The 14,511-nt window shown below is 42.7% G+C and carries 11 protein-coding genes and 4 pseudogenes; 10 read left to right on the forward strand and 5 right to left on the reverse strand.

What is annotated here, in order from left to right; translation table 11 throughout:
- Positions 1-26 precede the first annotated feature (26 nt).
- Positions 27-1,331 carry an urea ABC transporter substrate-binding protein gene (gene urtA, locus JCM19033_RS08290; protein ID WP_083465344.1) on the reverse strand — a complete coding sequence of 435 codons (1,305 nt, stop codon included), beginning with the start codon at positions 1,329-1,331 and terminating at the stop codon, positions 27-29.
- A 276-nt stretch (positions 1,332-1,607) separates the two neighbouring features.
- Here urtA and ureA point away from each other — a divergent pair, with 276 nt between their 5' ends.
- The 7 genes and pseudogenes from ureA to JCM19033_RS08325 all read left to right on the forward strand — a co-directional run bounded on the left by ureA (position 1,608) and on the right by JCM19033_RS08325 (position 6,614).
- Positions 1,608-1,910, forward strand: a complete 303-nt coding sequence (gene ureA / locus JCM19033_RS08295; protein WP_054635962.1) for an urease subunit gamma — start codon at positions 1,608-1,610, stop codon at positions 1,908-1,910.
- Positions 1,911-1,927: 17 nt separating this feature from the next.
- On the forward strand, positions 1,928-2,287 hold the full coding sequence (ureB, locus tag JCM19033_RS08300) for an urease subunit beta (RefSeq protein ID WP_054635963.1): 360 nt from the start codon (positions 1,928-1,930) through the stop codon (positions 2,285-2,287).
- Positions 2,288-2,289: 2 nt separating this feature from the next.
- Positions 2,290-3,997 (forward strand): annotated as a pseudogene (ureC, locus tag JCM19033_RS08305) (urease subunit alpha).
- A gap of 19 nt (positions 3,998-4,016) precedes the next feature.
- Positions 4,017-4,460 (forward strand): urease accessory protein UreE, encoded by a 444-nt coding sequence (locus tag JCM19033_RS08310; RefSeq protein ID WP_054635964.1) that lies wholly within the window; start codon positions 4,017-4,019, stop codon positions 4,458-4,460.
- Between the two features lies 1 nt (position 4,461).
- On the forward strand, positions 4,462-4,980 hold the full coding sequence (locus JCM19033_RS08315) for an urease accessory protein UreF (RefSeq protein WP_269758074.1): 519 nt from the start codon (positions 4,462-4,464) through the stop codon (positions 4,978-4,980).
- Between the two features lie 182 nt (positions 4,981-5,162).
- Positions 5,163-5,800, forward strand: a pseudogene (ureG, locus tag JCM19033_RS08320) (urease accessory protein UreG).
- Positions 5,790-6,614 (forward strand): urease accessory protein UreD, encoded by an 825-nt coding sequence (locus tag JCM19033_RS08325; RefSeq protein ID WP_054635965.1) that lies wholly within the window; start codon positions 5,790-5,792, stop codon positions 6,612-6,614. Before ureG ends, JCM19033_RS08325 begins: the two are co-directional and overlap by 11 nt.
- Before the next feature lie 116 nt (positions 6,615-6,730).
- On the opposite strand, the gene JCM19033_RS08330 is transcribed toward JCM19033_RS08325, so the two are convergent.
- The 4 genes and pseudogenes from JCM19033_RS08330 to ade all read right to left on the reverse strand — a co-directional run bounded on the left by JCM19033_RS08330 (position 6,731) and on the right by ade (position 10,624).
- Positions 6,731-6,970, reverse strand: a complete 240-nt coding sequence (locus JCM19033_RS08330) for a hypothetical protein (protein ID WP_054635966.1) — start codon at positions 6,968-6,970, stop codon at positions 6,731-6,733.
- Between the two features lie 2 nt (positions 6,971-6,972).
- On the reverse strand, positions 6,973-8,133 hold the full coding sequence (locus JCM19033_RS08335; RefSeq protein WP_269758075.1) for a sodium:solute symporter family protein: 1,161 nt from the start codon (positions 8,131-8,133) through the stop codon (positions 6,973-6,975).
- Positions 8,130-8,525, reverse strand: coding sequence for a hypothetical protein (locus JCM19033_RS25390; RefSeq protein WP_269758076.1), 396 nt, complete (start codon positions 8,523-8,525; stop codon positions 8,130-8,132). Before JCM19033_RS25390 ends, JCM19033_RS08335 begins: the two co-directional genes overlap by 4 nt.
- Positions 8,526-8,889: 364 nt before the next feature.
- Positions 8,890-10,624: pseudogene (gene ade, locus JCM19033_RS08340) on the reverse strand (adenine deaminase).
- 210 nt (positions 10,625-10,834) lie between these two features.
- On the opposite strand from ade, the gene JCM19033_RS08345 reads away from it, so the two are divergent.
- From JCM19033_RS08345 to pcrA, 3 genes and pseudogenes are all read left to right on the forward strand, one after another.
- Positions 10,835-11,290, forward strand: a complete 456-nt coding sequence (locus JCM19033_RS08345; protein ID WP_054635967.1) for a hypothetical protein — start codon at positions 10,835-10,837, stop codon at positions 11,288-11,290.
- Between the two features lie 182 nt (positions 11,291-11,472).
- On the forward strand, positions 11,473-12,171 hold the full coding sequence (locus tag JCM19033_RS08350; RefSeq protein ID WP_054635968.1) for a heptaprenylglyceryl phosphate synthase: 699 nt from the start codon (positions 11,473-11,475) through the stop codon (positions 12,169-12,171).
- 86 nt (positions 12,172-12,257) lie between these two features.
- A pseudogene (gene pcrA / locus JCM19033_RS08355) lies at positions 12,258-14,479 on the forward strand (DNA helicase PcrA).
- Positions 14,480-14,511 lie beyond the last annotated feature (32 nt).

A 14,511-nucleotide genomic window follows, 5' to 3' on the forward strand; every position in this document is an offset into this window, starting at 1 on the left:
TCACCAAGGCTACCATTTTCGTCTGCTTATTCTTCTTCCGGCACGAAATCACTTAATCCCTCTGCCCACTCATAATTTTCCAGGAATGGATCAGGCTTTACAGGCTCTCCTGAATTCCATATTTCCTCAAATTGACCGTCAGCTTGAATTTCGCCGATTCGAACAGTTTTATAGACGTGCTGATTTTCTCCATCAAACTGTATCGGACCTCCCGGAGCATCGATTTCAATTCCGGCAGCGGCTTCACGGACAGCGTCCACGTCTGTCGTGCCAGCTTCTTCTACTGCTGCCGCCCACAAATGAACCATGAAGTAAGCGGCCTCAATAGGATCTCCAGTTACTCTGTCCTCTCCGTAAGCTTCTTTGTACTTCTCGACGAATGCTTCATTTTCCGGGGTATCCGTCGTTTGATAATAGTTCCAGCTCGCATAGTGACCTTCAAGGACATCTGCCCCAATTCCACGGATTTCTTCTTCAGCGACACTTACAGACATGATAGTTACATCCTCTGAGGTAATACCTGCATCGGCAAGCTGGTTAAAGAAGGCCACATTACTGTCACCGTTCAGTGTGTTAAAGATAACTTCCGGCTGTTCGTCGCGGATTCTTGAGATGATCGTGTTGTAATCGGTGTGGCCGAGCGGGGTGTACTGTTCATCAAGAACAGTCCCTCCCTGTGCTTCTAATTGAAGCGTAATAATTTGGTTTGCCAAGCGAGGAAAGACATAATCAGAACCTAAAAGAAAGAATTCTGTCCCTTCGTTTTCAAGGAGCCATTCTACTGCAGGAACGATCTGCTGGTTAGGGGCTGCACCGGAGTAGAAAATGTTAGGTGAAGCTTCCATGCCCTCATATTGCACCGGGTAAAACAATAACCCGTCATTTTCTTCAACTACAGGAAGCATTGCCTTGCGGCTGGCGGAAGTCCAGCCTCCAAAGATAATAGGAACCTCATCTTGCTGTAAGAGTTTAGCTGTCCGTTCCGAGAAGGTTGGCCAGTCTGAGGCTCCATCTTCAATAATAGGGACAAGCTCTTTACCGAGGACGCCGCCTGCTTCATTTATTTCTTCAATAGCAAGGAGCTCTGCATCCCTTAATGATGTTTCGCTCATAGCCATTGTCCCGCTGAGGGAATGAAGGATGCCGACGGGAATTTGATCGTCCTCAACGACTACTTCTTCTCCGGCTTCAGGAATGTCCTCTGTACTTGAATCTTCAACATCACCTGCTTCTGGTACCGGATCTGCACCTTCCGCTTCGTCAGCAGAGGAATCGGTGTTCTCTGCACATGCTGTTAATAAAACAGCAAGGAGTAATGCAAGGCAAAGCATGACCAAAGGTTTGTTTGCTTTCTTCAACTACACACGCCTCCATCCATATGTAAAATAGTGTGAAAATTAGCACATTTTTAAATTACCATGGGTTATTGAAGAAAAGTGTATTTAGGTTAGATTATTTATCAAAATATTTAATATATAGGTTTACTTGTTATTTCAAAATACAGTAAAATTTATAGTAGGGAAGTGAATTTAGTTAACGCAATTGAGGTAAGTTTTCTTACATAAAAGTTCGATACTATATATTCATGAAAAGAGAGGGTGAAGGAAATGAAATTGTCACCAATAGAACAAGAGAAGCTGATGATTTTCATGGCTGGAGAGCTGGCTCAAAAAAGAAAGGATAGAGGGGTAAAGCTAAATTATCCTGAGGCTGTAGCCATGATTAGTTCTTTCATCTTAGAAGGGGCCAGGGATGGGAGAACAGTCGCAGAGCTAATGAGTACCGGAAAAGAGGTTCTTACAAGCGAGGATGTTATGGAAGGCGTGCCAGAAATGATAGATAATGTTCAGGTTGAAGCGACCTTCCCTGACGGCGTGAAATTAGTAACCGTTCATAATCCAATCATATAAAAAAGGAGAATGGTGGTATGAAACCTGGCGAAATTCGTACAGAGGAAGGTTTTATTGAAATTAACCAAGGCAGGAAGGTAAAAACCATAAGGGTTAGCAATACGGGAGACCGCCCGATTCAAGTGGGCTCTCATTATCATTTTTTCGAAGCGAATAGATTTTTATCTTTTCCCAGAGATGAAGCGTTTGGAATGCGTTTAAATGTAGCATCAGGGACAGCCGTCAGGTTTGAGCCCGGGGAAGAAAAAGAAGTTGAATTAGTGGAATGCGGAGGTAATAAGAGATTTTTCGGGTTAAATGCCTTAACAGAGGGAGACCTTGATAAGTCTAAAGAGGCGGTGCAGAAAGCGAAAGAAAATGGGTTCAAAGGAGTGTAATAATGAAAATATCCAGAAAACAATATGCCGGGACCTATGGGCCGACGACAGGTGACCAGGTCCGCCTGGCTGACACAAATTTATGGATTGAAGTTGAAAAGGACTACACTACCTACGGAGACGAAGCTAAATTCGGCGGCGGGAAAGTCCTCCGTGACGGCATGGGTCAAAATGGTGTGAGAACAAGAGAAGAAGGGTCCTTGACCTTATTATTACAAATGCTTTAATTCTTGATTACACAGGGATTTATAAAGCTGATGTCGGCATAAAGAATGGGCGAATTGAAGGAATCGGTAAAGGTGGAAATCCGGACATTATGGATGGAGTGGACGTTAATATGATTGTTGGTCCCTCTACCGAAGTGATTGCCGGCGAAGGACAGATTTTAACAGCAGGAGGCATTGATGCCCACATTCATTTCATCAGCCTCAGCAAATTGAGGTAGCGATTTCTTCTGGAGTGACCACAATGATAGGCGGAGGAACCGGTCCGGCAACGGGGACGAATGCTACAACATGCACGCCGGGTGAGTGGAACATCCACAGAATGCTTGAAGCAGCTGAGGCCTTTCCAGTTAACTTAGGGTTCTTAGGGAAAGGGAATGGTTCTGGCAAGGAAACGCTTCGAGAGCAAGTGAAGGCAGGGGCCATAGGCTTGAAGCTTCATGAAGATTGGGGAACTACGCCCGCTGCCATTGATACCTGCTTGTCAGTGGCTGATGAACTTGATGTCCAAGTGGCGATTCACACGGATACTCTTAACGAGGCAGGATTTGTAGAAGATACGATTAATGCTATTGGGGACAGAGTGATTCATACATATCACACGGAAGGAGCAGGAGGGGGACATGCCCCTGATATCATGAAAATTGCAGCCTATCCGAATGTTTTGCCTTCTTCCACTAACCCGACTCGTCCCTTTACTCATAACACGATCGATGAACATCTGGATATGTTAATGGTTTGCCACCATCTTGATCATAATGTTCCGGAGGATGTAGCTTTTGCAGACTCAAGGATACGTCCGGAAACCATTGCAGCAGAAGACATCCTTCACGACCTTGGTGTTCTCAGTATGATTTCTTCCGATTCTCAAGCAATGGGCAGAGTTGGTGAAGTAATCATACGTACATGGCAGACAGCCGATAAAATGAAGAAGCAAAGAGGTTTGCTTACAGAAGGACAAACTAATGACAACGAACGTGCAAAAAGATACATTGCCAAATACACAATTAATCCTGCGATTACCCATGGCATCAGCCACGAAGTAGGATCAATAGAGAATGGAAAGTGGGCTGATCTTGTGTTGTGGAACCCTGCCTTTTTTGGGGTGAAACCCGAAATTATCATCAAAGGCGGTCATATTGCTCATGCGCAAATGGGAGATCCTAATGCATCTATCCCAACTCCTCAGCCTGTTTTTCAGCGCCCGATGTTCGCAAGCTATGGAAGAGCATTAAGCCGCTCCACTTTTACGTTCCTCTCCCAAAGTGCTTATGACAATGGTGTTCATGAAAAGCTGGGACTTAATAAGAAAATCGGGGTAGTAAAAGGATGCAGGGATATCGGTAAGAAAGACATGAAAAACAACACAGAGACCCCGGAACTTTCCATTAATCCAGAAACCTATGAAGTACTTGTCAACAACGAAAAAATAGAATGTGAGCCGTTAAAAGAAGTTTCAATGGCCCAGCGTTATTTCTTATTTTAAAAGGTGAAGGGTGACAGCTATGTATGTACAAAAAACATTGGGAAACATTTCTGAAAAGAGTAGCAGCGGAAAAAGCCAGGAGTGGCTGGAGCTGGACTGGGAAGAGCTTAGCAAACGAATTATTAGAAAAAAGACATCCGAAGGAAGAGATGTAGCCATTGCCTTAGAAGAAGGGGAAAACCTGCAGGTCGGTGACATTTTGTATGAAGACGAACAGGTGCAGGTTGTTGTCCGTACCTCTCTTGAAAAGGTGTATGTAGTTACTCCTCAAACCATGGTTGAAATGGGAAAGGCTGCTTTTGAATTAGGGAACAGACATACACCATGCATCATAGAGGATAATGAAATTGTTGTCCGCTATGATTCCACGCTGCCTGTCCTATTTGAAGATGCCGGTGTAAATTACCGGGAAGAAGAAAGAAGATTTCAAAAGCCATTTAAATACAAAGGGCACTCTCATTAAGATGACTTATCAATTTCTTCATTTAATGCAAATACATGATTCAGCTTTTCCTATTGGCTCGTACACTCAGTCTTTCGGAATGGAAACCTATATTCAAAGTGACCTGGTCAAAGATAAAAAGACGTTAAAGGAATTTTGCCTTTCTTACCTTCACGGCAACCTTCTGACTGGGGATGGATTGTTAGTAAAGGAAGCATACGAGAAGACTCTTCATAAGGAGTGGGAGCAGGTTGAGGTGCTGGAAAAGCTTTGTCATGGCATGAAGCTGGCCAAGGAGTCCAGAGATGGCAGCCTGATGATGGGGAAGCAATTTTTTAAAGCTGTCAGCCTGTTGCACCCAAACGGAGAATTAGCTCAGTTAGAAACCTTGTGGAAGGATAAGGAAAGAAAAGGGCATTATCCCATCGTGTACGGGGCGTACGCAGCCACTATGGGATTTAGTAAGGAGGAAGCACTTGGTGCCTTCCTTTACTCCTCAGTCAGCGGGCTCATTCATAATGCGGTCAGGTCAGTACCTTAGGGCAAAGTACAGGAGTTGAACTCATTCATGAATTACTCCCTATCTTCACGGAAGCAGCCAGAGAAATTCAATCTTTTACATTAGAGAAACTAGGAAACCAAGCTATTGGATTGGAACTGGCTTCAATGGAACATGAAACATTACGAACAAGATTATTCATTTCATAATATGGAGGTAGAAATATGAAACCAGTTAGAATTGGTATTGGAGGGCCGGTTGGTTCCGGGAAAACGGCTTTAGTTCAGACACTGACAAGAGCTCTTCATGAGGATTATGAACTTGCGGTTATTACAAACGATATATATACAAAAGAGGATGCTCAGTACTTAGCCAAGCATGGGGTGTTATCAGAAGACCGAATCATCGGTGTGGAAACAGGGGGCTGCCCGCACACTGCCATTAGAGAAGATGCTTCTATGAACTTTGAAGCCATTGATGCTTTAAAGAGCAGATTCAACAATTTAGATATGATCTTTGTGGAAAGCGGCGGAGATAATTTGTCTGCTACGTTCAGCCTGAGCTTGTAGACGGCTTTATTTATGTGATCGATACAGCTGAAGGTCAGGACATTCCTAGAAAAGGCGGCCCTGGTGTTACTCGTTCTGATTTTCTAGTCATCAATAAAATTGATCTTGCTCCTTATGTAGGAGTTGACCTGGACCAGATGGAAAAGGATGCAAAAGAAGCGAGAGGGGAGCGTCCATTTACTTTCACGAACCAAAAGACCTCCGAGGGAATTGAGGAAGTAATTTCATGGATCAAGCATTCCCTGCTCTTTGAAGATGTTGAAAAGAGTGGAGAAATAAAGAGTGGCTCTTAAAGAGAGGTTAAATCTAAAAGGACAGCTCACCTTGTCCTTCATTCAAAAAAATAACAAAACTGTCCTTAACAAAGTGTACCAGCATCCCCCTCTAAGAGTCAGCAGAGTTCTTTATCCAGAAAGCGAGGAAGAAGCTGTGGTTTATTTGGTAGAAACCTCTGGAGGAATGGTAGCAGGGGATGAAAACGACTTTGGTTTTCGTTTAGGGGAGAATACTCATGTTCGCATGATCCCTCAGTCAGCTACAAAGGTTTATCCTGAAAAAGAGGGCTTGTGGAGCACTCAGAGGTTTCATGTAGAGGTAGGGGAGAATGCATTTTTAGAATACGCTCCAGAGTCTGTTATTCCATTTCAGGATGCAAGATTTCTGAGTGAGACCAGAGTGCATATGAACGACAGTGCTCATTTGGTTTGGGGAGATATCCTTGCACCAGGGCGAAAGGATAAAGATGAGTCCTTCCAGTACAAAGCAGTAGATACCCTTTTTGAAATTACAAAAGATGAGGAGCTCCTTTGTTTTGACCGTTTTTCTTATTCGCCCTCTGAGAATGAAAGGCAGCTGGGCCTAGGCGGTTTTGATACATTTGTTTATTATGCAACGATTTGGGCGGTTTCTCCTTCATTACATAGAAACTCACTGGCTGAATTTCAAAGCTTGTTAGGAACGGCTGCAAAAACCAGGGGAGCAGTGACAGAAGTAGAAGAGGGAGCATGGCACTTTCGGTGGTTAAGTAATGATCTGATTGAGCTGAAAAAAGAAATGAATCACGTGCAGGAGAAGGTCAAAGAAATTATTAATGAGTATCAAAGATAACAAAACGAGCTCAGAGCAATGGCTGCTCTGAGCTCGTTTTATGGTATGTACCTCGGTAACAGAAAAAAGGGTCAGTCTCAAAAGCTTTCCTGCTTGAGGCTGACCCGTTTCTTTCATTAAGAGGCTTTTTTGTTTTCCTTGAAGTACTCCACCCATGGCCGGATGGCTATATAGAGACCTGCGATCACCAGCCAGCCAAACGCAAGGTATGTCCACCCTTTGAAAAATTGCAGGCTGTAATTATATCCTGTAATAAACATGATTCCTGGGAAAAGAATGATCAACACAAATGTTAGTCCGAATACCCATCTTGTACACAATTTAGCATCTCTTAATAACTGCTTATCTTCTTCCATGCTTAGACTACTTCCTTCCTTGCACCGGATTCAAGTGCACCTTCTTCTTCTACTTCATCATCAAAGCTTTTAAACTGATCTTTTAACGCTTCAAAGTCGAATTCTTCTTTAGAGAGCAAGGCATGTCCTATAGAAATGGCTCCACTTACGGCAAATACAGTAACATTACCGGCCAGCATAGAATTGAGTTCTCCCAAGGATGCAACACTGACTTGTCCATAAGAGACGTAAGCAGTCGTCACCCATACGGTTACACCAGAAATCATCCCTAACAATGCTCCGTAAAAACATCCTGTGTTGGTTGCGCGTTTCCAAAGCAGTCCTAACGTTAATGGAATAACGGCACCACTTACAAAAATACCCATAGCCATGTAAACAAAGCCTAAACCTATTCCTATGTTGAAAAGTAAGATAGACAGGAATCCCATAGAGAGTCCAAAGCTAAGAGTAACGATACGTGATACTTTTAATGTTTGTTTACTGCTTGCCGTTGGGTTAATCGATTTACGATAAATATCAGTTACGACAATATTTGTAATGGCTGTAAGTTCGGCTGCGCCAGTAGACATCACAGCCATAAACAACATCACTAAGAATAAAATTGACCCGACAGAACCTAATAAATGAGCTGCCATGAGGGGAGCGGAGGCATCTGGATCAGTTATGCTTAATCCTAGACCTGCTGCACTTACCCCTAAGAAGGTAGCAATCGCAAATGGGATGGAAAACCATGCAATCCCGCCATAAATATAAGCTCTGGAAGCAGCGCTGTCTTTACTTGCTATAGCACGCTGCCAGTAAGACTGGTCAACAAATACCGCGCCAAAGTTTCCGATAATATTGATCATCCCGAAAAACAATCCAGGGATAGAGGCCATAGTAAGCATCTGCTGTGACTCAGGAAGTGAGCTGAGTCCTTCGTATACAGTAGATACGCCAAAATTCAGATAAACAACAGTTGCAAAAATCGTTAAGATAACAAATATCATTACAGTATTTAAGTAGTCTGCTATAAAAGAAGCTTTTAAACCGCCGATCATTGTATAAATGGTGAAAGTCAGCGGAATCAAGAAAGCAGCAGCGTAAATATTCATCCCAGTTAGTGAATTTAAAGCAATCGCTCCGCCAAGTATAACCATGGCAGTTACAATAATATTTGTCATGAGGCAAACACCATCATGAGTTTATGATTTTTCTTATCAAACCGTTTTCCGATAAATTCCAAGAACGTGTGAGCTTTTGGTGCCTTTCGTTTCAAGTGAAGAGCTACAACAGCAAATAATAGGACCTGGATACAAGCACCGGCTGCGTACCAGTATGGACCGCTGATTCCGTATTGAAAGCCGGTAGATGACGACATCATCAGTGTAGCTGCCCACGTCCACGCCGCAATGATAGAAGCGCTTGCCAGGCCGACACCAACACTTCTGCCGGCAGTACTAAATTGTTCTGCGGTCATTTCCTTTCCTCTGCGTTTATGCATGACAATGGTTAGAGTGGTGAAAAATAATCCGAATATTAGCAAAATTAAATATCCTGTACTTGGTGTTAACATAATCTTCCTCCATTTGTTGAATATAAATTAATTTTTTTAATAATTAGCCTCATGGTGTTTTATTGGATTTTGATTTCAGGTCCGTCTGGATGTTGGTGAGCCCGTTTTCCACAACAGAGGTGGTAAGTTTTTGAGCTTATGTAGTCTCATTGCTTTACTGCCTCCTTTGATTTCTATGTACTTACACTAACACGGGAAAAAAGCAGATAGTACATTCATGTGAGGTTATCTAACATAAAAACTTCACAAAGGAGGTTAATATACATTCCATACGATGTAAATGTTTTGAAAAAGTGGGGAAGTATGAAAGGAAGAAAAAAGACAGTGAAGAGAGTTTACATCTCTTTCACTGCCTGAGGCTGGGCTATTCAATAGCTTCAATATTTAGAAAGTCAAACTGCTTTACGTCAAACAATCCCTTATCTGTTACTTTTAACTCTGGAATAACTGGAAGTGCTAAAAACGAAAGAGTTAGCAGAGGGTCAAAATGACCAGTAAATCCAATTTGCTTTAATGCATCGTTTACTTCTTCAATTTGCCTCATTACCACATGAGAAGGCTGGTCAGAAATCAGGCCTGATATAGAAAGAGGAATAGAAGCAATACTTGCTTTGTCTTTTACTACTGCTATGCCGCCTTTTTGGTGCTGTACTTGTTCGATTGCTGCGATCATATCCTCATCATTTGCTCCGCAAACCATAAGGTTATGGGAATCATGAGCAACAGTAGATGCAATAGCCCCATCGGTAAAAGTCATTCCCTTTACAATGCTTTTGCCTATATTTCCAGTTGCATTGTGTCTTTCGATGACAGCAAGCTTTAAATACGTGTGATCTGAGATGAAAGCTCCATTGTTTACTGGCACTTTTTCTACTACGTGTCTTGTATGAATAGCATTGGGTCTCACTTCAATAACATGAGCCTTTGCTTCCTTTTCCTTAAACATGATTGTTAAATCCTCTACTGTGACAGGCTTAAGAGAAACACTTTCAGTAAGATTTTTTGGAACTGGATGCGGAACTGGATCCGGCCCGCAGTACTCGCCCTCTTTTGCGACCAGTTTTCCTGAGCTGTACACCTCATGGATGTCGAGCTTGTAGGGATCATTCAGCAAAACAAGGTCTGCATCAAATCCAGGTGCTACAGCACCTTTTTCCTTTAAGCCGAAACATTGAGCAGCATGAAAACTCCCCATGGAAATAGCAGTTACAGTCGATGCCCTCCTTTATTGCAAGCCGGACGTTGTAATTTATGCTTCCGGTTCTTTTCAGGTCATCTAAGTGCTTATCATCTGTTACAAATAAACATCTGCTTGCATTTTTTTCTGTCACAACCCCTATCAGTGAGGTTAGGTCTTTAGCCGCTGACCCTTCTCTAATCATAAGCCACATGCCTCGTTCAAGCCTGGCCTTCGCTTCTTCCTCTGTAACTGCTTCGTGATCGGTGGAAATGCCTGCCGTGCGATACGTGTTAATATCTTCCGGCTGCAGCCCTGCTGCATGGCCGTCGATAGGCTTATTTCCATTAATGGCATCAAGAAGCTTCTCAATCATATCAGGCCTTCCCTTCCTGACAGCAGGGAAATCCATGACTTCAGCCAAGCCCAGCACTCTTTTATGATTGTAAAAAGGAGAGAGGTCTTCAGCCTTTAGAACAGCTCCGGAATTCTCAAATTCAGTGGAAGGAACGCAGGAAGGAAGCATAAAAAAGACATGCAGAGGCAGTGATTCCGTGGCGTCGAGCATGTACTGCATTCCTTCTGTCCCAGAAACATTGGCAATTTCATGGGGGTCTGTCACAATAGATGTAACACCATGACTGAGAAGAACTTTGCTCAGCTCTGCTGGAGCAACCATAGAAGATTCCATATGAACATGGCCGTCAATAAATCCCGGACTTAAGTACTTTCCTTTGCCATCTATCACCGTTTCACCTTCAAACGCACCCAGCCCGACAATTTTGCCTTTTTCCACCGCTACATCTGTTTCTTTCCATTCTTTGTTAAATACATCAGCCACTTTTACATTTTTAAAAACAATTTCTGCTTTTTTACGTCCAGTGGCTGCATTTAAACGTTCTTGTAATATATGTTCCTCCACCATGCATTCACCCTTTAAGTTTTCTTCTATCCTACAGAAATGAAGGTGCATATGAAAGGGGATTGATAAATCTTCTCTCATATTTATCCTATTCCAATAAATCAAATGATTTAGACTTTTTGAGTCTGTGTAAAGGAAAACAAATGTAACACAGATGCAGGCTTTATCTTTCCGTTTGATCTGCTGAGTACAATAATTGAGGAGACGAAAATGAAGGATTACATGAAAGAATCTGTTTGTCAATTTGTGAATCGTTTTGGCCTGCCATGGTGTATAGAAGAAGATAATCTTAAAAAGGCTCTATCCGAGTTATACGGGGAAAATAGAACGGACATTTATGCGTTGATTCTGGCCTTGAATTGTGAGGTTCCAGAGAGGGTTCTCCAACAAGATAGTGGGATTACTTACGGGGAAGCTATGGCCTTAGCCGAAAAGCTTATGACTGAAAACATAAGACCTGTTACGGCAAAATGGGCCGTGCATGTATGGTGTCAAGCTTTGGGCAGAGAATCACCTTTTCACAATGTTCGCCCTCCCTTTCCACAGCTTGTAAATGAACCTAAATTTCTTGTCATGGAAAGTCTTTGCAGTGAACATGAAAACAAGAAGGAAGGTAAGGATGAGCGTTTTAGAAAACGGGTACGAAAGCTCCTGTTTAAGAAATAAATTTTTACCGTCTTATAGATGATAGGTGGATGGATACAGAAGGTTAGAAGAAGGCTGAAGCTGAGATGAAAAAAGGAAAGAATTTGACACATATCATAGGGGTGAACCCATTTCGAGATCATTTTGTTTTCTGATATAATCAGAGTTTGAAGAACAGAACAATAACCAGTCGGAGGATATAAATGCTTTCCTATAATGAATGGAAACATGTATTTAAACTTGATCCAGCCAAGGAAATAGCTGATGATCTGTTAGAAAAGGTTTGTGAATCTGGCACGGATGCTATTATTATCGGAGGCAGTGATAATGTTACGTTTGATAACACGCTGGCTCTTCTATCAAGAGTACGAAGGTATTCCGTTGCCTGTGCACTGGAGGTCTCGGCCCTGGATGCGTTGACCCCAGGGTTCGATTATTTTCTCATCCCGTCAGTATTAAATGCCGGCCAAACAAAATGGGTGACAGGTTTACATCGTCAGGCGTTAAAGGAGTTCGGCCATTTAATGAATTGGGAGGAGATCATTACAGAAGGCTATTGTATTTTAAACAAGAGTTCAAAAGCTGCTCAGCTTACCCAAGCAGATACGGAGTTAAGCGCGGATGATGTGGAAGCCTACGCATTAATGGCTGATAAGATGTTTAATCTCCCTGTATTCTATGTAGAATACAGCGGGGAATACGGAGATCCTGAAATTGTCCAGAAGGCAAAACAGTCGCTGCAGCATGCCCGCTTGTTTTATGGCGGCGGGATCAAAACACCTGAGCAGGCAAGGGAAATGGCTGCCTATGCAGATACTGTGGTTGTGGGCAACATCATATATGAAAATAGCAGGCAGGCATTAAAAACAGTCAAAGCCGTTAAAGAAGTAAAAGAAAATTGAAGGATGCCAAAAGGGAAGGTATAATAAAATTACACGAACATACGTTTTGAGGTGGTGATACTGTGCAACAGCAAATTATTGAAAAAATGCTTTCGGGATTGAATCCAGAACAAAAACGTGCTGTTAAGCACACAGATGGGCCGTTACTTATAATGGCAGGAGCGGGCAGCGGAAAGACAAGAGTTCTGACTCACCGCATTGCCTACATCATAAGGGAAAAAGGGGTAGCTCCATATAATATTCTGGCGCTGACATTTACGAATAAAGCTGCCAGAGAAATGAAAGACAGAGTAGCTCAGCTTGTTGGAGGAACAGCAGAAGATATATGGATGTCTACGTTTCACTCTATGTGTGTAAGGATTTTACGCAGAGATGCAGATCGTATAGGAATCAATCGAAACTTCTCCATCCTTGACAGCTCAGACCAGCTGTCTGTCATTAAGCAGATCTTAAAGGATCAAAATATTGATTCCAAGAAATTTGAACCACGTTCCCTCCTTGGAGCTATTTCTTCGGCAAAGAACATTCTGGATTCTCCTGAGAAATTTGCGGAAAAGGCCGATGGCCCTTTTGAGGAAATTGCAGCTGATGTGTACAAAGAGTATCAAAAGCGTCTGAAGAAAAATCATTCTCTGGACTTTGATGATTTGATTATGACAACAATTAAGCTGTTCAAACAGGTGCCGGAAGTTTTGGAATTTTACCAGAGGAAATTTCAATACATTCACGTAGACGAGTACCAGGATACAAACAATGCCCAATATGTATTAGTGAACATGATTGCTGAACGTTACCGGAATATTTGTGTTGTAGGGGATTCTGACCAGTCTATTTACCGCTGGCGAGGAGCAGATATTCAAAACATCCTTTCTTTTGAAGAGGATTATGAAGAAGCTGTTACGATTCTTCTTGAACAAAACTACCGGTCAACGAAAAAGATTTTACAGGCAGCGAACGAAGTGATCAAAAACAACACCGGACGCAAGCCCAAAAATCTCTGGACGGATAATGATGAGGGGCAAAACCTTTACTTTTTTGAAGCGGCAGACGAGCGTGATGAAGCTGTCTACATTATCGACCAGATCAAGCAAGCGGTTCAAAAGAAAGGCCTTAAGTATTCTGATGTAGCCATACTGTACCGGACAAATGCCCAGTCCCGTGTGATTGAGGAAATGTTTTTAAAGTCAAACATTAACTATAATATGATTGGCGGAACAAAGTTCTACGACCGTAAAGAGATTAAGGATGTTCTTGCCTATCTCCGCCTGGTTGCTAACCTGATGATGATATCAGCCTGGCAAGAATCATTAATGTGCCAAAACGCGGGATCGGTGCGACGACCGTAGACAAGGTTGCAGCTTATGCAATGGCTCACGATCTTTCCATGTTTTCTGCTTTGCAGGAGGCAGAGCAGATCGGTCTTAATGCCCGTACGACAAGTAAGCTGAAAGATTTTGCTGATAAGGTCGGCAACTGGATCCAGCAGCAGGATTATTTATCAGTGACAGAATTGGTTGAAGAACTAATTGAAAAAACAGGTTACAGGGATATGTTAAAAGAAGATAAAAGCCTTGAATCTCAGAGCCGCTTAGAAAATATTGAAGAGTTTATGTCTGTTACGAAGGATTTTGAAAAGAATAATGATGACAAATCCCTTATTTCTTTTTTAACTGATCTTGCACTAATAGCAGACATTGACCAAATGGATGAAGAAGAGGAAGATGAAGCAGTTGTAATGATGACCCTTCACTCTGCCAAAGGTCTGGAATTTCCTCTTGTCTTTCTCGTAGGAATGGAAGAAGGAATTTTCCCCCATAACCGCTCACTGTTTGAGGCAGAAGAGATGGAGGAGGAAAGACGTCTTGCCTACGTGGGAATTACCCGTGCAGAGCAGGAACTGCATTTAACGCGGGCAAACATGCGCCAATTATACGGACGTACACAGGCTAATCCAATGTCACGCTTTATTAAGGAGCTTCCTGAAGAACTGCTGGACGGGTTGGAGAAAAAGGAGACACCTGCCTGGATGAAAACAAGCAGAGGTGCCGGCCAGGAGCTGATGGGACGAAACCGCGGAGGAAGCAGCCCACAGGGAGGCCGAACTGCCTCTTCACGCCCTGCAACGATGACGACAGGCGGAAACGAATTTGACTGGCAGGTTGGCGATAAGGCGGAACACAAAAAATGGGGAACTGGCACCGTGGTAAGCAAAAAGGGTGAAGGGGAGAACCTTGAACTTGATATTGCTTTTCCAAAAGAAGGAATTAAAAGGCTGTTTGCTAAATTCGCTCCAATAAAAAAAGGTTAAAATCCCGTAAAAATAATGAAAACACATCCTGA

It is taken from the genome of Thalassobacillus sp. C254 (assembly GCF_001310615.1).

Coding starts and splice junctions, on each gene's coding strand:
- JCM19033_RS08350 (WP_054635968.1), top strand. CDS start 11,473: ATGCTTTCCTATAATGAATGGAAACATGTATTTAAACTTGATCCAGCC.
- ureA (WP_054635962.1), top strand. CDS start 1,608: ATGAAATTGTCACCAATAGAACAAGAGAAGCTGATGATTTTCATGGCT.
- JCM19033_RS08315 (WP_269758074.1), top strand. CDS start 4,462: ATGACTTATCAATTTCTTCATTTAATGCAAATACATGATTCAGCTTTT.
- JCM19033_RS25390 (WP_269758076.1), bottom strand. CDS start 8,525: ATGTTAACACCAAGTACAGGATATTTAATTTTGCTAATATTCGGATTA.
- JCM19033_RS08310 (WP_054635964.1), top strand. CDS start 4,017: ATGTATGTACAAAAAACATTGGGAAACATTTCTGAAAAGAGTAGCAGC.
- JCM19033_RS08330 (WP_054635966.1), bottom strand. CDS start 6,970: ATGGAAGAAGATAAGCAGTTATTAAGAGATGCTAAATTGTGTACAAGA.
- ureB (WP_054635963.1), top strand. CDS start 1,928: ATGAAACCTGGCGAAATTCGTACAGAGGAAGGTTTTATTGAAATTAAC.
- urtA (WP_083465344.1), bottom strand. CDS start 1,331: ATGCTTTGCCTTGCATTACTCCTTGCTGTTTTATTAACAGCATGTGCA.
- JCM19033_RS08335 (WP_269758075.1), bottom strand. CDS start 8,133: ATGACAAATATTATTGTAACTGCCATGGTTATACTTGGCGGAGCGATT.
- JCM19033_RS08345 (WP_054635967.1), top strand. CDS start 10,835: ATGAAGGATTACATGAAAGAATCTGTTTGTCAATTTGTGAATCGTTTT.